The 18,237-nt window shown below is 56.1% G+C and carries 20 protein-coding genes, 2 tRNA genes and 1 riboswitch; of the genes, 7 read left to right on the forward strand and 15 right to left on the reverse strand.

All coding sequences use genetic code 11. The features are described from left to right. Positions 1-130 precede the first annotated feature (130 nt). Positions 131-218, forward strand: a tRNA-Ser gene (locus ACQG11_RS18110). Here the strand turns inward: ACQG11_RS18110 and ACQG11_RS18115 are convergent. Genes ACQG11_RS18115 through ACQG11_RS18125 form a run of 3 tightly spaced genes read right to left on the reverse strand, consistent with a single transcriptional unit; the run spans position 205 to position 3,073 of the window. After that, a complete protein-coding gene (locus ACQG11_RS18115; protein ID WP_426728647.1) occupies positions 205-1,041 on the reverse strand; it encodes an ABC transporter ATP-binding protein in 837 nt (278 codons plus the stop codon). The two genes, ACQG11_RS18110 and ACQG11_RS18115, sit on opposite strands and share 14 nt — an antisense overlap. Beyond that, positions 1,038-2,069, reverse strand: a complete 1,032-nt coding sequence (locus tag ACQG11_RS18120) for a FecCD family ABC transporter permease (protein ID WP_038415793.1) — start codon at positions 2,067-2,069, stop codon at positions 1,038-1,040. The genes ACQG11_RS18115 and ACQG11_RS18120 overlap by 4 nt, the downstream gene beginning before the upstream one ends. Further along, positions 2,066-3,073 carry an ABC transporter substrate-binding protein gene (locus tag ACQG11_RS18125; RefSeq protein WP_426728648.1) on the reverse strand — a complete coding sequence of 336 codons (1,008 nt, stop codon included), beginning with the start codon at positions 3,071-3,073 and terminating at the stop codon, positions 2,066-2,068. The genes ACQG11_RS18120 and ACQG11_RS18125 overlap by 4 nt, the downstream gene beginning before the upstream one ends. Before the next feature lie 173 nt (positions 3,074-3,246). Here ACQG11_RS18125 and ACQG11_RS18130 point away from each other — a divergent pair, with 173 nt between their 5' ends. Continuing rightward, the gene (locus ACQG11_RS18130; protein ID WP_023299754.1) at positions 3,247-4,860 is read left to right on the forward strand and encodes a mechanosensitive ion channel family protein; all 1,614 of its coding nucleotides are present in this window, start codon (positions 3,247-3,249) and stop codon (positions 4,858-4,860) included. 31 nt (positions 4,861-4,891) lie between these two features. On the opposite strand, the gene ACQG11_RS18135 is transcribed toward ACQG11_RS18130, so the two are convergent. Together ACQG11_RS18135 and ACQG11_RS18140 are read right to left on the reverse strand one after the other, a co-directional pair. Further along, complete coding sequence (locus ACQG11_RS18135) at positions 4,892-5,419, reverse strand: helix-turn-helix domain-containing protein (RefSeq protein WP_023305829.1); 528 nt, start codon at positions 5,417-5,419, stop codon at positions 4,892-4,894. A 17-nt stretch (positions 5,420-5,436) separates the two neighbouring features. Beyond that, on the reverse strand, positions 5,437-6,288 hold the full coding sequence (locus tag ACQG11_RS18140) for a hypothetical protein (protein ID WP_426728649.1): 852 nt from the start codon (positions 6,286-6,288) through the stop codon (positions 5,437-5,439). A gap of 277 nt (positions 6,289-6,565) precedes the next feature. Here ACQG11_RS18140 and ACQG11_RS18145 point away from each other — a divergent pair. Further along, positions 6,566-6,653, forward strand: a tRNA-Ser gene (locus ACQG11_RS18145). A gap of 42 nt (positions 6,654-6,695) precedes the next feature. Here ACQG11_RS18145 and ACQG11_RS18150 read toward each other — a convergent pair. Beyond that, on the reverse strand, positions 6,696-7,697 hold the full coding sequence (locus ACQG11_RS18150; protein WP_023299757.1) for a magnesium transporter: 1,002 nt from the start codon (positions 7,695-7,697) through the stop codon (positions 6,696-6,698). A gap of 60 nt (positions 7,698-7,757) precedes the next feature. Then, a riboswitch (M-box (ykoK) riboswitch) is annotated at positions 7,758-7,927 on the reverse strand. Between the two features lie 158 nt (positions 7,928-8,085). Between ACQG11_RS18150 and ACQG11_RS18155 the strand changes: the two genes are divergently transcribed. Together ACQG11_RS18155 and agp are read left to right on the forward strand one after the other, a co-directional pair. Next, positions 8,086-8,586, forward strand: a complete 501-nt coding sequence (locus tag ACQG11_RS18155; protein WP_023299758.1) for a DedA family protein — start codon at positions 8,086-8,088, stop codon at positions 8,584-8,586. A 104-nt stretch (positions 8,587-8,690) separates the two neighbouring features. Further along, positions 8,691-9,932 carry a bifunctional glucose-1-phosphatase/inositol phosphatase gene (gene agp / locus ACQG11_RS18160; protein WP_105322617.1) on the forward strand — a complete coding sequence of 414 codons (1,242 nt, stop codon included), beginning with the start codon at positions 8,691-8,693 and terminating at the stop codon, positions 9,930-9,932. Positions 9,933-9,963: 31 nt separating this feature from the next. On the opposite strand, the gene ACQG11_RS18165 is transcribed toward agp, so the two are convergent. Together ACQG11_RS18165 and wrbA are read right to left on the reverse strand one after the other, a co-directional pair. Next, the gene (locus tag ACQG11_RS18165; RefSeq protein ID WP_022647674.1) at positions 9,964-10,191 is read right to left on the reverse strand and encodes a YccJ family protein; all 228 of its coding nucleotides are present in this window, start codon (positions 10,189-10,191) and stop codon (positions 9,964-9,966) included. Positions 10,192-10,209: 18 nt separating this feature from the next. Beyond that, entirely contained in the window at positions 10,210-10,806 is a 597-nt protein-coding gene (wrbA, locus tag ACQG11_RS18170; RefSeq protein ID WP_022647675.1) for an NAD(P)H:quinone oxidoreductase, read from the reverse strand. Positions 10,807-11,197: 391 nt separating this feature from the next. Between wrbA and ACQG11_RS18175 the strand changes: the two genes are divergently transcribed. Continuing rightward, the gene (locus ACQG11_RS18175; RefSeq protein ID WP_001273664.1) at positions 11,198-11,368 is read left to right on the forward strand and encodes a general stress protein; all 171 of its coding nucleotides are present in this window, start codon (positions 11,198-11,200) and stop codon (positions 11,366-11,368) included. Between the two features lie 116 nt (positions 11,369-11,484). Further along, a complete protein-coding gene (locus ACQG11_RS18180) occupies positions 11,485-12,405 on the forward strand; it encodes a DMT family transporter (RefSeq protein ID WP_063152034.1) in 921 nt (306 codons plus the stop codon). A gap of 102 nt (positions 12,406-12,507) precedes the next feature. On the opposite strand, the gene rutG is transcribed toward ACQG11_RS18180, so the two are convergent. The 7 genes from rutG to rutA are packed head-to-tail and all read right to left on the reverse strand — an operon-like array spanning position 12,508 to position 17,936. Then, positions 12,508-13,824: a pyrimidine utilization transport protein G gene (gene rutG, locus ACQG11_RS18185; RefSeq protein WP_155025263.1), complete on the reverse strand. Its 1,317-nt coding sequence runs from the start codon at positions 13,822-13,824 to the stop codon at positions 12,508-12,510. Positions 13,825-13,845: 21 nt separating this feature from the next. Next, positions 13,846-14,340, reverse strand: a complete 495-nt coding sequence (rutF, locus tag ACQG11_RS18190) for an NADH-dependent FMN reductase RutF (protein ID WP_105322619.1) — start codon at positions 14,338-14,340, stop codon at positions 13,846-13,848. A 9-nt stretch (positions 14,341-14,349) separates the two neighbouring features. Beyond that, entirely contained in the window at positions 14,350-14,940 is a 591-nt protein-coding gene (locus ACQG11_RS18195; protein ID WP_022647679.1) for a malonic semialdehyde reductase, read from the reverse strand. Positions 14,941-14,949: 9 nt separating this feature from the next. Further along, positions 14,950-15,750 (reverse strand): pyrimidine utilization protein D, encoded by an 801-nt coding sequence (gene rutD, locus ACQG11_RS18200; RefSeq protein WP_105322620.1) that lies wholly within the window; start codon positions 15,748-15,750, stop codon positions 14,950-14,952. 7 nt (positions 15,751-15,757) lie between these two features. Then, a complete protein-coding gene (gene rutC / locus ACQG11_RS18205; RefSeq protein ID WP_015570870.1) occupies positions 15,758-16,144 on the reverse strand; it encodes a pyrimidine utilization protein C in 387 nt (128 codons plus the stop codon). Positions 16,145-16,155: 11 nt separating this feature from the next. Further along, a complete protein-coding gene (rutB, locus tag ACQG11_RS18210; protein WP_105322621.1) occupies positions 16,156-16,845 on the reverse strand; it encodes a pyrimidine utilization protein B in 690 nt (229 codons plus the stop codon). After that, the gene (gene rutA, locus ACQG11_RS18215; RefSeq protein ID WP_023305836.1) at positions 16,845-17,936 is read right to left on the reverse strand and encodes a pyrimidine utilization protein A; all 1,092 of its coding nucleotides are present in this window, start codon (positions 17,934-17,936) and stop codon (positions 16,845-16,847) included. The genes rutB and rutA overlap by 1 nt, the downstream gene beginning before the upstream one ends. Positions 17,937-18,237 lie beyond the last annotated feature (301 nt).

Below are 18,237 nucleotides of genomic sequence, written 5' to 3' on the forward strand. Positions count from 1 at the left end.
TATTATGCTGGTAAAACGGTCAATCTGTTGGCTATTCAACCGATTAAACGCATTTTGGCTATTTTTAAAGCGAACGAATGCGCGCACCCTTTACAGCGCGCGGTGAGGTGTTTATAGTTCGCCTCACTTAGGAAGCGTGGCCGAGCGGTTGAAGGCACCGGTCTTGAAAACCGGCGACCCGAAAGGGTTCTAGAGTTCGAATCTCTACGCTTCCGCCAAATTCGAAACCCCTGCGATAGCAATATCGCAGGGGTTTTTGCTTTTGTTCTGGCTCTCCGCCATGTTACCCATGTTATAGCTTATCGTGATCCCGGCGTCGGCCTTACAGACCTGAGCTTTTACGCACCAGGTATCCGCGATGTTCGAGGGCGTCAGCACCGCTTCGGGCGCGCCCGTGGCTGCGATCTGCCCGGCCTTCAGGAGGATCAGACGCTGGCAATAATTGGCCGCAAGATTGAGATCGTGCAGTGCAACCACCACCGTAAGCGGCAGCTGTGAAACGAGCCGCATCAGCTCCAGCTGGTGCTGAATGTCCAGGTGGTTTGTCGGTTCATCGAGCAACAGCACCTGCGGCTGCTGGGCCAGCGCGCGGGCTATCTGACTTCGCTGTCGTTCTCCGCCTGACAAAGAGTGCCATCGCCGCTGGCGTAAGCTGCATAACTGCATCAGGCCAATCGCCTGTTCAACCGCAGCCTCATCGTCGCGCGTGGTTCTCTGGAATGTTTTCCGGTAGGGCGTACGCCCCAGCCTGACAATATCCTCAACGGTCAGTTCCCCGTCGACCTCAGCATGTTGCGGGACAAACGCCATCTGCTGCGCCCGTATTTTCAGCGGCATCAAGCCAAGCCTTGTGCCATTAAGCGCAACACATTCGCTGTGTCGTGGAAACAGCCCGGCGAGGCAGCGCAGCAGCGTGGACTTGCCTGAGCCGTTTGGCCCTAACAGGCCGACAATCTGCCCGGATGGCAGGTCGAGATCGATATCCTTAAGCACCGTCTGCGCCTGTCGGGCTACGGTTAACCCGGCCACTGTAATATTCATGGATGCTCCTTTCGGTTTTGATAAAGCAACGCCACAAAGACGGGGGCGCCCACCAGCGCAGTCACCACCCCGATGGGCAGAACCTGGTGCACGATCAGTGTGCGTGAGACGATATCGGCAAGGATCATAAAGTGGGCGCCGATGAGAAACGTCAGCGGGATCGAGCGGCGATGGCCCGGCCCGCATAGCATGCGCGTCACATGGGGAATGACCAGCCCGACAAACCCCACTGCGCCTGTAGCGCTCACCAACGTGGCGGTGACAACGGCACAGGTCAGCAATAGGACAATACGCACGGCGGTAACCGGGATCCCCAGCGTGGTGGAGACCTCATCCCCGAAGGTGAAGGTGTCCAGCGCCCGGGAAAAGAGCAATACCACCAGTAAACCCGCAAGCGTAACGGCCAGCGCCAGCAGCGCGTCAGGCCAGCGCACGCCGCTCAGACTCCCCATCAGCCAGAACATGACGCTACGAGACTGCTCGGCATTGGCGGACGTGCTGACGACGTACGCGGTCATGGCGTTGAAGAGCTGGGTGCCCGCAATACCGGCCAGCAAAATGCGCGAGGGGCTTTCACTCATCCCGTTCGTAATCACCATGATGAGCGCAAAGGCGGCGCAGGAGCCGACAAACGCACCGCTGCTCACGCCAATCACGCTTCCCCCCATGCCGAGAAGCATCACGCAGACGGCCCCCAGCGAGGCGCCCGCGGAAATCCCCAACAGATAAGGCTCAGCCAGAGGGTTACGCAGGATCGACTGTAACACCAGCCCGCACAGCGCCAGGCCACCGCCGCTGCACGCGGCCATCACTGCCCGGCTCATGCGATATTGCCAGACGATACCCTCCTCCGTTTGTGGCAACGCATAAGAGGTCAAACCCAGTCCGTTGAGGATCGCTTTCCCGGTACTGGCATACGACACCGGCATATCACCGATACTGGCGGCAAAAACCAGCATTAGCGGCAGCGCCATGACGCCTGCTGCCAGTAAACCTTGCTGGCGGCGGTCAAAAGCGAAATGACTCATTGTTCATCCCGGAAAGAAGCCAGCCGCTCGCTGATAAGCTCAACCGCATCGACGTTACGTAATGAAGGGTTTAACGACATCGCCGGCACCACAATAATGTGGTTGTTCCTGACCGCAGGCATGTTCTTCGTCACCGGGTCATTACGCAAGAATGCTTTTTTTACCTCAACGTCATCGGCAGGGTAAAGCCTGCGGGACATCCCGGCGATAACAATCACGTCCGGCTGCGACTGGGCAATATGTTCCCAGGTTACAGCCGGCCATTCGTCATGAGAGTCAATAATGTTCTTCAACCCCAGCGTGCGGCTGATCCAGCCAGGCGCGCCGTAATTCCCCGCCACCCAGGGATCGCCATTCAGACGGCTACTTGAGAACCAGAATACGACGCGAAGCGGTTTCGCTGAGACGCGCCCCTGGGCCTTTTTGATACGTTCCGTCAGCGTATGATTAAGCTGCTCACCTCGCGCGGAAACATCAAATATCGTCGCCAGATCTGTCACTTCCCGTGAAATTTCGGCCAGCGAAAACGGCGCGCTGCGTGCTCCGTCTGCGTTTGACGTTTCCGTCACCGCTTTATCCGTGCAGTCGGCAGGAGAGATCCACGTATTAATCCCCAGCGAGGCAAACTGCTCACGGGTGCCCACTTCTCCCTGCGGACCAATGTGCCAGTGATACTGCGCGAGAACGAACTCAGGTTTCTGTCCCACCACGGCTTCAAATGAGGGGGAATTATCTGCAAGCCGGGGGATATTTTTCCCGGCATCTGCCAGCGGATCCGGGAGCTTGCCGAACCAGACCGACGTTGCGGCGATCTTTTTCTCCAGCCCCAGTGCGAGCAGTAATTCTGTTTCATGCTGTCCCACGGTCACGACGCGCTGAGGAGCCTGCGCAAAGGTCTGCTTTACGCCGCAATTTTCAATCGTGAGGGGCCATGAGGTTGCTGAGAAAGCGGCAGGCGCCGTGGAGAGCAATAAAGCCAGAAATAACCCTTTTTTAAGTAACATAGAACACAATCCCAAATTGTTATGTTATAACATAATACATATATTGTGATTGAGAGCAACACGCTCACCGTCGCTTGTTGCAGAAACGAAAGGCTGGACTATTCTCAACATACCCACCTGGCATTCGCGGGTTGCCTGAAAAACAACAAGATTTCTGATTTGGGGTAGTGAGGATGAAAAAGATCCTGCTCGCGTTTGCGTTCTGTTTTGCCTCCCTGAGCGCCTTCTCATCGTATGCCGCTGAGCCCCGCCAGGCGCCTTCTGAGCAGGAGCGCGCCCGGACGGTCTATATCTTTCATCAGCCGATCGTCATGCTTCAGGCGAAATTTGGCCTGACCACGCCGGAGGAGCGCGTTTTACGCATCCGCAACACCCTGCGCAATTTTACCGAGGCGGACGTGCGTGAGCCGCTCACTATCGTCCCCGTGACCCGCTATAACCAGCAGGGGCGGCTGATCGTGATGAACGGTAAGCCCGTGATGCTGCTGACGGAAGGGGATTTGGACGAAGGGGACGATCTCACCCTCGATCAGGCCGCGCAGCGCGTGCTGGCGCGCATGGAAGCGCAGAGAATGGCGCTGCGCGATCAATACGATACCGGCTGGCTGGCGCTGTCGACGGTAAAAGCTGCCGCTGGCCTGCTGGCGCTTTTGCTGCTCTGCTATGGCGCCTGGCGATCCTGGCGCTGGTTTCGACGCGTCTACCGTCTGCGTATTGTGGAGAATCGCAGCCGGGTGCCGCAAAGCTGGCGGCGGTACATTGGCGCCATTGAGATTCGGCTTTACGCCTTGCTGATGTTCCTGCTGGGTTTGATTGGCTTTTACGTCTGGCTGAGCTGGGCATTTAGTCTGTTTCCGTGGACGCGGGTGTGGGGCACGTCGCTGGGAGACTGGTCGCTTCGCGTGGTGCAGCAAATTGCCCTGGCGATTGTCTCGGCTTTGCCGGGGCTGACGATTGTTCTGATCATTTTCCTCATTACCGCTTTTATTCTGAAGCTTCTGAGGATGGTGCTGAATCAGGTGGAGGCTGGTCGTCTGCAACTTCCCGGCGTACATCCGGAAACCGTGGGGGCTACCCGTAAGCTCATTTCCGTCGCCGTCTGGCTATTTGCTCTCTCCGCTGCCTGGCCGTTTCTGCCCGGCGCAAACTCACTGGCGTTTAAAGGTATTAGCGTCTTCTTCGGCCTGATGTTAACGCTGGGTTCGGCAGGGGTGATGAACCATGCCATGAGCGGTCTGGTCCTGATTTACTCCCGCGCACTGCGTAAAGGCGATGTCATTCGGGTGGCGGATAACGAAGGTAAGGTCAGTGAAATAGGCATGCTGGCGACCAAAATTATTACCCGGGAAAATTATGTCGTTACCGTGCCCAATGCGGTGGTGGTGAGCGGTAAGATCACCAACCTTAGCGCGCTACAGCCCGATGGCAGCCTCAATCTGACGGTCAGCGTCACTATTGGTTATGACACCCCATGGCGTCAGGTGCATGCCATGCTGGAGCTGGCCGCGAAACGGGCAAAAGGGATTGATCTTTCTGAGCCGCCGCTGGTGCGCCAGTTAGGGTTAATGGACTGGTATATCGCCTACGAGTTGCAGGTTCGTCTGCTGCCCGACCAGTCCCTCGCGGTTGCCCGCAATGAACTGCATAGCCAGATACAGGATGTGTTTAACGAATTTAACGTGCAGATCATGTCTCCGAATTTTGTTATGCAGCCAGAGGGCAGCGTAATGGTTGCCAAAGAGAACTGGTATACCGCGCCCGCCAAACCCCCTCAGGGCGAAACCTGAGGCCCCGGTTTTCCCAAGGTAAGCCAAAAGATCACAGTTTCTGATCGACAATCGCCGATTTTATACGGGTCATCGCCAGAATGTTTTTTGAACGCATATTCAATTTCTCGAGGATCCTCACGCGGTAGGTGCTGGTCGTTTTTTGTGACAGTTGCAGCTTTTTCGCGATTTCATGATTTTCCATATGGAAAAGCTTTAGCACGTCATATTCGCGTCGGGTAAAGGAGTGTGTCCTGAGCGCCCGATAAAAACGCATCAGCTGCTGAAAAGGGTGAGCAGTAAAATGCATCGACGAATAGATAATATTATCAATTCTCACCGCGCTGTTGGCTTCTATCTCATGCATCAGGACAATGTAATCACGCTTGACTTTTTTGACCTGCTGAATGGTTTTATTGCGTAACTTATCCTGTTCAATCGCAATGATAAAATCCAGCTCGGGATCGACCTCATAAAGATGGTGAATATCCTCCTCATCGCGAATCAAATGGGTAGATGTCAGTGAGCTTGAGACACCGTGGCAAAGGTAATAGTTATCGCTGATAAAAATAAAATTCATAATTAATGGGCAGGGTATTAGATAAAATTCATTAAAAATCTGAGAGGCTTAATCTGTAGTATTTTCTGCCAGACAGCGGCGAGGTCGACGACCCCGGCCATCGACAGCAGAACCAGAATAATCAGCAGCGTAGATAGCGTTATCGCAAACATAAAACGCGTAATTTTTTTCTGCATTTTTTGCTGATGCGTTACCCGCTGGTCCTCTTTTTCATACTCGACCATGGTGGTAATAGCCTGGCCCTGCACGTAGTACACCTTACCCTCTTCGCTGAGATCGCCCGTGATCACGAGCGACTCAAGTAAGAGCGCGATTTTTCTGCTAAACGACTCATTTTTGATATGTTTATACCAAAGTGTGCCGTAAAGCATGGCGATCACTTCCCGCTGGGTGAAACCAGACGAAACGCGCGAAGGGCGCTGGTTGACGTAGTCGGTCACCAGCAGCCTGAGCAAGTTGTAACGGTCCCGGCTGATGGTTTCTGAATCAGATTTCAGGCCAGAAATACAGCGCCCTTTCAGACGAGCAAGGGCCGTTTTTAAGGTGATGATTTTCGTATAATGGTCAAAGGCAAACGGGATAATGCCTTTGTAAGCCTGAAACCCATTGCGCTTATAGTGAATGATTTCAGCCTGCATTTCGCTGATATCTTCCACGCTCATACTGACATCTTCGCTTTTATGCATCGGGCAGAGCACAACGTTGCTGCTTTCGTGCTTCTTCAGAATATAACGCGTATTGTCGGCATCTTTTAAGTACACCAGAAAATAGTCATGCGGGTTGTTTTTTTGCGCACCGTTCTGGATCAGCCACGGCAGAAATTTACGCCAGAGAATAAGTCTGTAGTTACCGGTATCGAATAATTTCATGGAAAATCTCTTATCGCAGTGACCTGCGTGAATAGGGTCTTACAAGGGCATATTGAGGTGGCAATGTTGCACGGATAAGCTGCGGTGTATGAAAAAGAGTCTAGATCACAAACTTTCATTCTAATAAGTTTATGTGATGTAAAAATAAATGTTTACATTTTAGCCAGCCGATGACGAAGAAGTGATCGGAGCGGAAGGGAATGAGGCAAGAAGCTCAACGTAATGCAATTTCCTGCTTTACATCATGCTCAGAGATGTTTATAGTGCGCCTCACTTTGGAAGCGTGGCCGAGCGGTTGAAGGCACCGGTCTTGAAAACCGGCGACCCGAAAGGGTTCTAGAGTTCGAATCTCTACGCTTCCGCCAAATTCGAAAACCCTGCGATAGCAATATCGCAGGGTTTTTTCGTTATTCCAGCCCCAGCGTATACTGTGCGATTTTGAAGTAGATAATGAGCCCGGTACCGTCGATCAGCGTGGCGATAAACGGCGCGGAAACGACCGCCGGGTCGATTTTGCAACGTTTCAATACCATCGGGATCACCGATGAGACAATGGCGCTCCAGAGCGTAATGCAGACCAGCGTCAGGCTGACGATAAGCGTGATTTCCATCCCAATGCCCATCATCCAGGCACGAACGCAGCCCGCCAGGCCCAGCGTGGCGGCAATCATTAACGAGGTGCTCATCTCTTTGCGCAGCACGCGACCCACGTCGCGAAGGTGGACTTCACCCAGCGCCATGGCGCGCACCAGCGTCGAGGTAATCTGCGTCCCGCTGTTTCCGCCGGTGCCAATCAGCAGCGGAATAAAGAACGCCAGCGCAATGGCGGATTCCAGCGCCTCTTCAAAATGCTGGATCACCGAGCTGGTATACGCTTCCGCGACAAACAGCAGCAGCAGCCAGACGGAGCGTTTCTTCCACAGGCTAAAGGCGCTGGTTTCCAGATAGGGCTTCTCCAGCGGCAGCGTTGCCCCCTGAAGCTGGGCATCTTCAGTAACGTCATCTTCCAGCAGATGGGCGATTTCACGCTCGGTAAGGCAGCCCACCAGCTTGCCGTGGGTCACCACCGGTACGACATCCGCACCTGCGTGCGCCAGCAACCCGGCGACATCCGCCCGCTCATCTTCCGGTTTAAGCTGGATAAAATCCGATATCATCAGACCTTTAACGGGCTGTACGGTATCCGTGGCCTGCAATAATTTACGTACGGCAATCAAACCCGCGAGGCGACCGTTGTCTTCGATAAAAATATGTGACGGAATATCATCATCTTTTAATTTTTCAAAGAACTGCTCGCGTGCCAGAGCCACGCATAATGAAATATCAATAACGATAAAATCGGTATTCATATATTGCGCGATGGCGCTGTCGTTAAAAGCCAGATTATGGTTGTGAATAGCGTAAGACATTGTAACTTCCCTTTGAATAATAAAATCTCTCAGGGGCGAGCAAGACAGGGCATGTCGGAAAGGAGATCCCCACGTCCTGGGTTCAGCACTGTACACCGTATCCCGTAAGGGAAGTTATACTGGCAAAGCCTTGATTCGACAGTGCCTGTTTTACCCTGTGCCGGTTCTCTCGAACCCACCAGAGCGATAACGTGTATTTGTACAGGAGCCTCGCCATAACGAGATCGTTGTAAAACGTGAGGGATAATACGCTGATTTAAAATGGCTGCTGAGGAATTTAAATAATGTTTAAGTATGGTTTAAATGAATATTATTGAATGAATGTTGACGTTTTATTTAACTATTTTCACTTCTAATGGGGAATTCTGATGTTACCGGGGAGAGTAAAATGGCATGGCTGGACACGCTGCTGGATCATTTTGCGCATTATCCAACGCATCTCTTCGCGTTGCTCGTTGTTATGGCACTGAGTAAATCAACGGTACTGATCTCTTCCGTGCTCCCGCCCGCATCGGTCATGCTGCTGGCGGGGATTGCCGTCAGCCAGTCGAGTATGCATCCGGCGCTGACGTGGCTGGCGGTGGTGATGGGCGCTACGGCAGGATCGGTGCTGAATTACCATATCGGCCAGCTGATGGGGCATACCCGGCGAGTGTCACGCTTCACGGCAAAACATGCCGGGAAGTTTTTGCGGGTACAGCACCAGCTGCATAAAAATGGCCTGCTGGTGTTGTTCACCTCGCGTTTCCTGGCGGTACTGCGCTATATCGTTCCGCTGGCGGCGGGCATGCTCAGGCTGAGCGCGATAAAGGTTTACGCCATCAGCCTGCTTTCAGCCTGCGCATGGGCGGCGCTGTATGTCGGTATCGTCACCAGCATCAGCCTCTGAATCAGCGTGTCACGTATTCATCAGTTTGAGAAATGCTTCCCGAAAAACCTGTCACGAATCTGTCACACTCAATGCGACATAAAAAAACGTGTGAGGAATTAGGGATGAGAAAAGCACTACTTGCAGTTGCCGTGGCAGGTACCCTTGCCGTGACCTTTGGCGCACAGGCGCAGGACACACCGGACGGCTATCAGCTGGAACAGGTACTCATCATGAGCCGCCACAACCTGCGTGCGCCGCTCGCCAATAACGGCAGCGTGCTGGAGCAGTCCACGCCGAAGCAGTGGCCGGAGTGGGACGTCCCGGGTGGACAGCTCACCACCAAAGGGGGCGTACTGGAAGTGTATATGGGTCACTATATACGCGAGTGGCTGGCAGAGCAGGGGATGGTGAAGACGGGTGAATGCCCACCAGCGGGTACCGTCTATGCCTACGCCAACAGCCTCCAGCGCACCGTGGCGACCGCGCAGTTCTTTATCACCGGCGCGTTCCCGGGGTGCGATGTGCCTGTGCATCATCAGGAAAAAATGGGCACCATGGACCCCACCTTCAATCCGGTCATTACCGATAATTCCCCTGAGTTTCGTGAGAAAGCGCTGAAAGCGATGGAGACAGAACGGCAGAAAATGCAGCTGGATGAAAGCTACAAACTGCTGGAGCAGCTGACAAACTATAGCGACTCGCCGTCCTGCAAGGAGAAAAAAGTCTGTTCCCTGACGGAGGCGAAAGATACGTTCAGCGCCGATTATGAAAAAGAGCCGGGTGTCTCCGGGCCGCTGAAAGTGGGTAACTCGCTGGTGGATGCGTTCACCCTACAGTATTACGAAGGATTCCCGGCAGACCAGGTGGCATGGGGGGAAATCAAAACCGATCAGCAGTGGCGCGTGCTGTCGAAGCTGAAAAACGGCTACCAGGACTCGCTGTTTACCTCGACGGACGTGGCGCAGAACGTGGCTAAACCGTTGGTGAAGTACATTGATAAAGCGCTGGTGACCGAACAGGCCAAAGCGCCAAAAATTACCCTGCTGGTGGGGCACGACTCCAACATTGCCTCGCTGCTGACCGCGCTGGATTTCAGGCCGTATCAGCTGCACGACCAGCAGGAACGAACCCCGATTGGCGGTAAAATTGTCTTCCAGCGCTGGCATGACAACAACACTAACCAGGAGCTGATGAAAATTGAGTATGTCTACCAGAGTTCTGAGCAGTTGCGTAATGCCAGCGTGCTGTCGCTGCAATCTCCTGCGCAGCGCGTGACGCTGGAGCTGAAGGGCTGTCCGGTAGATGGCAACGGCTTCTGTCCGATCGATAAATTCAATGCGGTGATGAACAACGCGGCGAAATAGAAGAAAACCCCCGCGCGGGCGGGGGGAACATTCAGACGTTTTTACGTTCGATGGTTTGCTCGCCCCAGAACAGCGAGTCTTTGTCGGTTTTTTCGAAAGCGCGAACCAGCACTTCATCGTTGCCTTCTTCCCAAATCTGCTCAGCCAGCTTTTCGTCATACCTGGCGACTTCAAAGATGGCTTCTGCAATCTCCGGAGAGGTATTGCGTAAACTTGCCCATTCGCCCACGTGGTGAGCTTTGGATTCTTGAGTTGGCATACTTGTCCTCCTGTTGGGTTAGCCGTTCAGTTTTTTGGCAAGACCCGCGACGTATTCACCCTGATAGCGGGCGATCGAAAGTTCTTCATTGCTTGGCTGACGTGAACCATCCCCACCGGCAATGGTTGTCGCGCCATACGGTGTCCCGCCACGAACCTGGGAAACATCGAACAGTTCCTGCGCGCCGTAGCCAATCGGCACAATCACCATCCCATGATGTGCAAGGGTAGTCCAGGTTGAGGTGATCGTCTGCTCCTGGCCGCCGCCTGTGCCGGTAGAGCTGAACACGCTGGCCAGCTTGCCGTATAACGCGCCGGAGGCCCAGAGCCCGCCCGTCTGGTCGAGGAAGGTGCGCATCTGGCCGGACATATTGCCGAAGCGGGTCGGGGTGCCGAAGATAATGGCATCATAGTCCGCGAGCTCCTGCGGGGTGGCGACCTGGGCGTTTTGTGTTTTTCCCCCGGCTTTGGCGAAGGCTTCCGCCTGCATGGTTTCCGGTACGCGTTTAACCACAACCTCAACGCCGTCTACTCTGTTTGCGCCTTCTGCAACTGCGTGAGCCATGGTTTCAATGTGTCCATACATGGAATAATAGAGCACCAGAACTTTTGCCATTTTGCATCACTCCTCGTTGGTTTTTCTTACAGCGGATCGCTGCGTTACTTTAAAGATATGACATCACGGCCAGACTGCAAAAATGAACGGCATTTATTTGATATATAACAATATCTTTTCGTTATGTGCTTTGTAGCAAAATGAAACAACTTTAGCGGCGCTGATTTTTCAAAATATAAGAATGGCTTATGGATAACCTCCTCAATATTTCATACGAAAGGCTGAGATCATGTTGCAGAATATTACCTCTCGCTTGCCGGATAGCCGCATTACACTAAGCTTAGTTTCACGCGGCACAGATAAAGGCACTGTCCTTGAGCCGCGAGGTGAAAGAATCCTCTTTTACTGAATGCAATATGATGTCTAATGTTTCACACTCTGGAGGTTAGAGATGGCAAACCATCGTGGTGGTTCAGGTAATTTCGCTGAAGACCGTGAAAGAGCATCAGAAGCAGGTCGTAAAGGTGGCCAGTCTAGCGGGGGCAATTTTAAAAATGACCCTCAGCGCGCATCAGAGGCTGGCAAAAAAGGGGGTAAAAATAGCCACGGCAGCAACAAGTAGTACGCCGGGTTAACTCTCTGCCGCCGGGTTTCCCGGCGGTTTTTTTATGTCTGCTACATTGAACTGTCATCAAAGGCATCGCACACTACAGGATTGATTCTTCGTGCTGGTGTCCCATGTCCGTTTCCCGTTTTACTTTCTCCATTAAGCCTCAGGAAGCCATCCTGATTTTGATCACCATGTTCTGGGGCGGAACCTTTCTTGCCGTTCAGTACGCGGTCACGATGAGCGATCCGTTTTTCTTTGTAGGGCTGCGTTTTGCAACCGCGGCGGTTGCCGTGGCGCTTATTTCGCTGAAAACCCTGCGCGGGTTGACCCTGACAGAGCTTAAAGCGGGTGTCGCTATTGGCGTGGCGATTGCCATGGGCTATAGCCTGCAAACGTGGGGGCTTCAGTCTATCTCCAGCAGTAAATCCGCTTTCATCACCGCCATGTACGTACCGCTGGTGCCGCTGTTGCAGTGGCTGTGCCTGGGCAGAATACCGGGCCTGATGTCGTGCATTGGTATCGTGCTGGCGTTCATCGGCCTCATTTTATTAGCCGGGCCGGGAAATAATCTGCTGGCGCTGGGGCCGGGAGAGATCATCACGCTGGTGGGGGCCGTTGCCATTGCGGCAGAAATTATTTTGATTAGCGCCTGGGCAGGAAAAGTGGACGTCAAGCGGGTGACGGTCGTGCAGCTTGCCACCGCGTCGCTGGTGGCGTTCGCGACGATGGTGCCGGCAGGGGAGTCCGTCCCGCCGATGTCTACCGGGCTTATCGTCGTGGCGCTGGGGCTGGGCATTTTTAGCGCTATTATTCAGGTCACCATGAACTGGGCGCAGCGCAGCGTATCTCCGACACGGGCGACGGTCATCTATACCGGTGAACCGGTGTGGGCGGGTATTTTCGGGCGACTCGCCGGGGAGCGTCTGCCGCTGCTGGCGCTGGTGGGCGCGGCATTTATTGTCGCCGGGGTGCTGGTGAGCGAGTTAAAGTTAAAAAAACGACGTAAGGCGACTGCCGGGTTCGGCACTGAACAAGGGGCAGATAGCTAACAACGCGCACGCTGTCCGTTTTGCCCGGCGGCGCTTCGCTTGCACGGGCCTACAATTGGCATGTAGGCCGGGTAAGCGTAGCGTCACCCGGCTATTTCAGGTTCAGGGGGTGATGGCTTCCGCTTGCGCTTCATCCCCTTTGCGTCGGCTAAGCAGGGCGTTGAGCAGGATCGCGCCGAAGGTCGCCGTACCAATCCCGCCCACCGTAAACCCGCCCAGCGTCAGGGCGAAGTCGCCTGCGCCCAGCACCAGCGTGACCGCCACCATGATCAGGTTACCGTTCTGGCTCAGATCAACATGATTCTGCACCCAGATGCGTGCCCCCGCGACGGCAATTAGACCAAATACAACAATCGAGGCGCCGCCAATCACGGGTGCCGGGATGGTGTGGATCAATGCGCCGAATTTTGGGGAAAAGCCGAGCAGCATCGCCATCACCGCCGCCGCCACGAAGACCAGCGTCGAGTAGACTTTGGTCACTGCCATCACGCCGATATTTTCCGCGTAGGTCGTCACGCCGCTGCCGCCGACCGAGCCGGAGAGCATGGTCGCCAGACCGTCTCCCACAAACGCCCGCCCCATATACGGATCCATATTGCGCCCGGTCATTCCCGCTACGGCTTTCAGGTGGCCCAGGTTTTCAGCCACCAGGATCACCGCGACAGGCGCGATGAGCATCATCGCCTGAGCGTTAAAGGTGGGCGAGGTCATGTGCGGCATCCCGAACCAGGCGGCCTGGTGAATCAGTGTGAAATCAACCGGCTTGCCGAGACCAAACACGTTCGCCAGCAGCGCGTAGATCAGACAGGCCGCAATCAGCCCGACCAGGATCAGCAGCCGCTGGATCATCCCGCGCGTAAAGACCGCCACCACGCCGATGCACAGCACCGTAATCACCGCCATCCAGCTTTCAAACGGCGAGCCGGATACGCTCTTCACCGCAATCGGCGCGAGGTTCAGGCCTATCGCCATCACCACCGCCCCGGTGACGACGGGGGGCATCATCCGCTCGATCCAGCGCGTGCCGACTTTCATCACCACCAGACCGGTAAGGGTGTAGACCAGCCCACAGGCGATAATGCCGCCGAGGGCCACGCTCAGGTTGGGGTTAATGCCCTGACCGTTAAACCCGGTCGCTGCAATAACGACTCCCACAAAGGCGGCGCTGGAGCCCAGATAGCTGGGCACGCGCCCGCCGGTGACAAAAAAGAACAGCAGGGTACCCATACCCGACATCAAAATGGCGAGGTTAGGATCCAACCCCATCAGCATGGGCATTAGCACCGTCGCACCAAACATCGCGACCGCATGCTGCACGCCCATCACCATTGTCTGCCCGAGCGGGAGCCTTTCATCCGGCGCGACCACGCCTGCTTCTGTGGAGGTCGATTTCAACTGCCAGTGAGGAAGTCCGAACATGTTCTGTCTCCTGAATGCGGATTAACAGGCGGGTCGCATAAGTGCGTGATAGCCGCGGTCGAACCACACCAGCCCTTGCGGTGCCGGGTGGCGAACGATGGATAAGATGTCGCAAAACAGAATGTCGTGGGTGCCGACGCTAACCACCTGGCTGATGCGGCAGTCGAACGAGGCCAGGGCATTTTCCAGACGTGGACAGCCCGTGTCGCCTGTCTGCCAGCGGGCAGCGGCAAAGCGTTCCGCCATCGGCGTTTTACCGCCAAACAGGTTGGATAATGGCTCCTGTCCGGCACTCAGCGTGTTAACGCACAGGGTGCGGTTCTCGCTGAAAATCGGCCAGACGGACGCGCCACGGTTGAGGCAAACCAGCAGAGTGGGCGGGGAATCGGTCACGCTGCATACCGCGCTGGCGGTAAAGCCCGCCATTCCCGCAGGGCCGTCGGTGGTGATGATATTGACCGCCGCACCGACGCAGGCCATGGCATCACGGAAGGTTTGTTGATCGGGTGTCGTCATGATGGCTCCTTACGCCAGCCCGCAGGCGTCTTCGAAGGTCAGACGCGGTAAGCGCCCATAGACTTTGCTCATATCGCCATAGCCGATGTTAATCAGCAGATTGCTTTTAAGCAGCGTGCCCGTGAAAAAGGCCGCGTCCACTTTTTCCCGGTCAAAGCCGGACATCGGCCCGGTGTCGAGCCCGAGCGCGCGGCAGGCGAAAATCAGGTACGCGGCCTGCATCGAGCTGTTGCGAAAGGCGGTCTCTTCCGCCAGTGCGGGGCTGGAGGTAAACCAGCTTCTGGCATCGCCGTGCGGGAACAGTACAGGCAGGCGCTCATAAAACTCGCTGTCCCAGGCGACAATTGCCGTGACCGGGGCGGTGAGCGTTTTCTCAAGGTTGCCGCTGGAGAGCGCCGGGCGCAGCTTCTCTTTTCCTTCCGGGCTTCGCACAAAGACAATGCGCGCCGGGGAACAGTTGGCGGACGTCGGCCCCCATTTCATCAGGTCATAAATCTCGCGCAGCGTCTCGTCACTGACCGGTATATCCAGCCAGCCGTTATGGGTACGTGCGCCGGTAAACAGCGTTTCCAGCGCGGCGGGCGTGATGGCTTCGCTCATTCAGGCTCCTTACAAAGCGGGTTCAGGGCTGTGCAGCAGGCTGGCAAGCCCGTTCAGCAGCAGCGTGTTAAAGATGTCCGGCGCGGTCACGTTACAGGCATGCCCGCCCTGGCGCATGACCGTTTTGCGGGCGTGCGGGAGGGCGGCGTGCAGTTCCGCGGAGCAGACGGACGGCACCAGCAGATCGTCGGTGGAACAAATAATCTGCACGGGGCAGCGAACGCGTGCAGCGTGGCGGCTGAAATCGGCCTGTTTCAGCGCATGCAGCCTGCGCAGCAGATTGGCTTTGCCCTGGAAATGGGCCAGCGCCAGCGCTTCCTCGGCCTCCAGCCGCGGAGCGCGGGCAGCCATCCAGTCTGCCGGGTAAAGAAACAGCGGCTGTGCCTCTAACCACGCCTGAGCCCCGCCCGCATGCAGCAGACGTTCGCGAACGTCAAAACAGCGTCGGGTATGGGCATTGAGGGTCAGCCAGCCGTTGACACAAACCAGCGCGGTGAGGGCGTCAGGCTTATCGATAGCCAGCCGCAGGCCGACCAGCGCCCCCAGCGCGTGGCCGACCACGCAGTAACGGGCGATCCCGGCCCCGGTTAACGCCAGCGCGAGCTCGTCGGCCATGTGTGCGAGGGTGTAGTCTTCCGGCAGGGTATCCGGGTTATTCCCCGTGCCCCGCTGGTCGTAGCACACCACCTGATACTCCTGCCCCAGCACGGCGAGCTGAGGCAGCCAGTAGCTCCCGCTGCCTCCGAGCCCGGCAATCAGCACCACCACGGGCGCGCCCGCAAAGGGGGGCGGGGAAATGGACAGTTTCATGGCGGCCTCACTTCGCGATGTGCGCAACGGTGGCAATTTCAACCAGCGCTTCAGGCTTTACCAGCCCGCACTGGATGCAAAATCGCGCCGGTTTATCGCCGGGGAAAAACTCCGCGTAGATCTCGTTAATCGCGGCGTAGTTTTTCCAGTCGGTGATAAAGATGCTGTTGAAGGTCACGTCCTCCATCGTGCCACCCGCCGTTTCGATCACGGTTTTGATCGTCTCCAGCACGTGGCGGGTTTGCGCCTTTGGGTCATCGATAAACACCACGTTGTTGTCTTTATCAAACGGCAGCGTGCCTGAGACATACACCACGCCGTCGGCGAGGGTACCGGGGACAAACGGGGCTATCGGGGTGCTGGTGCCCGGCGGAATAATCACGGATTTCGGCATAGCGGTTCTCCTCAGGCGATGCGGGCGAACGGGGGATCCAGCGCGTCGCAGAAATCGGCGACGTTACTGACCCAGCCAAAAAAGGTTTCGATATTGAACAGGGCGGCTTTCTGGGCAAAATCCGGCCCGGCCTGATGGGTAGCGTCTTCCAGCACCACGCCAAAATACTCGAGGAAGAAGCCGTCGCGCAGGGTGGACTCCACGCAGACGTTGGTGGCAATGCCCGTAAAGACCAGATGACGAATGCCCCGGCTGCGCAGCAGGCTGTCGAGCGGGGTATTGAAAAAGCCGCTGTAGCGCGGTTTCGGCAGTACGATATCGCCAGCTTCCGGTACCAGCTCATCCACCAGCTGATAATCCCAGCCGCCTTTCGCCAGCAGCGTGCCCTGGAGTTCAGGCCGTTGGCGCATGGTTTTCAGGGCGTTGGATTTGTGAAAGTTGGGTGAGCCGGGACCGCCAGCTTCGACGTACTGGTCGTCCCAGCCGTTCTGGAACCAGACGATCAGCATGCCCGCAGCACGCGCGGCGCTCACGGCGGTTTTGATATTCTCAATCACCGGCTGCGTGGCCGAGACGTCGAACCCGGCCAGATCCAGATACCCGCCTTTACTGGCATAGGCGTTTTGCATATCCACCACGATCAGCGCGCTCTGCTGCGCGTCAAAGGTGATGGCCTCCGGGCGAGCGTTGAGGGTCGTCATTACGCCACCTCCTTCGTCACGGCAGGGATGTGGGCGCGGCACTGCATCAGCGGCTGAATACGCTCGCCGAAGGTTTCCACGCCGGTGAGAAAATCATCGAAGGTCAGCAGCACGCCTTCGGCGCCGGGCACGGCAGCCACTTCGTCGAGCATTCTGGCGACGCTGGCATACGAGCCAACCAGGGTGCCCATGTTGATATTGACGGCAGACGTCGGGTCGGCCATCTGGCGAACGTTGGTGTCCGCGCCGGAGCGGGTATCCTTCTGGCTCTGCTCGGTCAGCCAGCTCAGGGCTTCCTCGTCGGCGCCGTCCTTGTATCGTTCCCATTTGGCGCGCGCGGCGTCGTCGGTTTCGTCGGCAATCACCATAAACAGCACGTAGGAGCCCACGTCGCGCCCGATTTTGTCGGCGGCCGCTTTCATGCGTGCCGCGGTGGGCGCGAAGGCGGCAGGGGTGTTAACGCCTTTGCCGAAGCAGAAGTTGAAGTCGGCGTATTTCGCCGAGAATTCCATTCCCGCGTCGCTCTGTCCGGCGCATATCACCTTCATCGGCACCGACGGCTGCGGGCTGACGCGGCAGTCGTTCATGGTAAAGAAGTCGCCTTTGAAATCGCTTTTGCCGGTGCCCCACAGATCGCGTAGCACCTGCACGTATTCAGTCAGGTAGTCGTAGCGACGGGAGAAGTAATCGTCACCCGGCCAGATCCCCATCTGCTCGTACTCCGGCTTTTGCCAGCCGGTGACAAGGTTGACGCCAAAGCGCCCGCCGGAGATGGAGTCGATGGTGGAGGCCATCCGCGCCACGATTGCCGGGGGAAGGGTAAGGGTGGCGGCGGTGGCGTAAATCTGGATGCGCGAGGTTACCGCCGCCAGGCCCGCCATCAGGGTAAAGGACTCCAGGTTGTGGTCCCAGAATTCGGTCTTACCGCCGAAACCGCGCAGCTTGATCATCGAGAGCGCAAAGTCGAAGTGGTAATGCTCCGCTTTCTGCACGATGGCTTTATTCAGCTCAAAGGTCGGCATGTATTGCGGGGCCGTGGTCGAGATAAGCCAGCCGTTGTTGCCGATCGGTACAAATACGCCAATTTTCATCACGAACCTCTCTTCATCTCTGTGTGGGTGAAAGTCAGACGTGGCGCTGCATCCTGCATATCCTGTTCAGCCTCGTGAAAAGGGTTTTGCAAAGGGGATGCCAGTTTTTAAAAGGGCTTTATTGTTAATGTGTTAACGCAAGGTTGGTGAATAGAGTGCAAATAAAGTGGACTAAATGGTCAAAATAGATGCACGCAAACAGGCAACGATGCGCGATGGCGGTGCAGGGGCGGTAAGGGATTGGGGAGCGGGTCGTCCGCATTGAGCAAAAAGCAAAAGTTAGTAATCGCTCTCGTTGCTG

Origin of the sequence: Enterobacter cloacae complex sp. 372C4 (assembly GCF_050030615.1) — a bacterium.
Classification (GTDB): domain Bacteria; phylum Pseudomonadota; class Gammaproteobacteria; order Enterobacterales; family Enterobacteriaceae; genus Enterobacter; species Enterobacter intestinihominis.

Coding starts and splice junctions, on each gene's coding strand:
- ACQG11_RS18115 (WP_426728647.1), bottom strand. CDS start 1,041: ATGAATATTACAGTGGCCGGGTTAACCGTAGCCCGACAGGCGCAGACG.
- ACQG11_RS18165 (WP_022647674.1), bottom strand. CDS start 10,191: ATGCCAACTCAAGAATCCAAAGCTCACCACGTGGGCGAATGGGCAAGT.
- ACQG11_RS18140 (WP_426728649.1), bottom strand. CDS start 6,288: ATGAAATTATTCGATACCGGTAACTACAGACTTATTCTCTGGCGTAAA.
- ACQG11_RS18135 (WP_023305829.1), bottom strand. CDS start 5,419: ATGAATTTTATTTTTATCAGCGATAACTATTACCTTTGCCACGGTGTC.
- ACQG11_RS18120 (WP_038415793.1), bottom strand. CDS start 2,069: ATGAGTCATTTCGCTTTTGACCGCCGCCAGCAAGGTTTACTGGCAGCA.
- rutB (WP_105322621.1), bottom strand. CDS start 16,845: ATGACGACCCTCAACGCTCGCCCGGAGGCCATCACCTTTGACGCGCAG.
- ACQG11_RS18175 (WP_001273664.1), top strand. CDS start 11,198: ATGGCAAACCATCGTGGTGGTTCAGGTAATTTCGCTGAAGACCGTGAA.
- ACQG11_RS18150 (WP_023299757.1), bottom strand. CDS start 7,697: ATGTCTTACGCTATTCACAACCATAATCTGGCTTTTAACGACAGCGCC.
- ACQG11_RS18155 (WP_023299758.1), top strand. CDS start 8,086: ATGGCATGGCTGGACACGCTGCTGGATCATTTTGCGCATTATCCAACG.
- wrbA (WP_022647675.1), bottom strand. CDS start 10,806: ATGGCAAAAGTTCTGGTGCTCTATTATTCCATGTATGGACACATTGAA.
- rutC (WP_015570870.1), bottom strand. CDS start 16,144: ATGCCGAAATCCGTGATTATTCCGCCGGGCACCAGCACCCCGATAGCC.
- ACQG11_RS18195 (WP_022647679.1), bottom strand. CDS start 14,940: ATGAGCGAAGCCATCACGCCCGCCGCGCTGGAAACGCTGTTTACCGGC.
- rutF (WP_105322619.1), bottom strand. CDS start 14,340: ATGACGACACCCGATCAACAAACCTTCCGTGATGCCATGGCCTGCGTC.
- ACQG11_RS18180 (WP_063152034.1), top strand. CDS start 11,485: ATGTCCGTTTCCCGTTTTACTTTCTCCATTAAGCCTCAGGAAGCCATC.
- ACQG11_RS18125 (WP_426728648.1), bottom strand. CDS start 3,073: ATGTTACTTAAAAAAGGGTTATTTCTGGCTTTATTGCTCTCCACGGCG.
- rutG (WP_155025263.1), bottom strand. CDS start 13,824: ATGTTCGGACTTCCTCACTGGCAGTTGAAATCGACCTCCACAGAAGCA.
- ACQG11_RS18130 (WP_023299754.1), top strand. CDS start 3,247: ATGAAAAAGATCCTGCTCGCGTTTGCGTTCTGTTTTGCCTCCCTGAGC.
- agp (WP_105322617.1), top strand. CDS start 8,691: ATGAGAAAAGCACTACTTGCAGTTGCCGTGGCAGGTACCCTTGCCGTG.
- rutD (WP_105322620.1), bottom strand. CDS start 15,750: ATGAAACTGTCCATTTCCCCGCCCCCCTTTGCGGGCGCGCCCGTGGTG.
- rutA (WP_023305836.1), bottom strand. CDS start 17,936: ATGAAAATTGGCGTATTTGTACCGATCGGCAACAACGGCTGGCTTATC.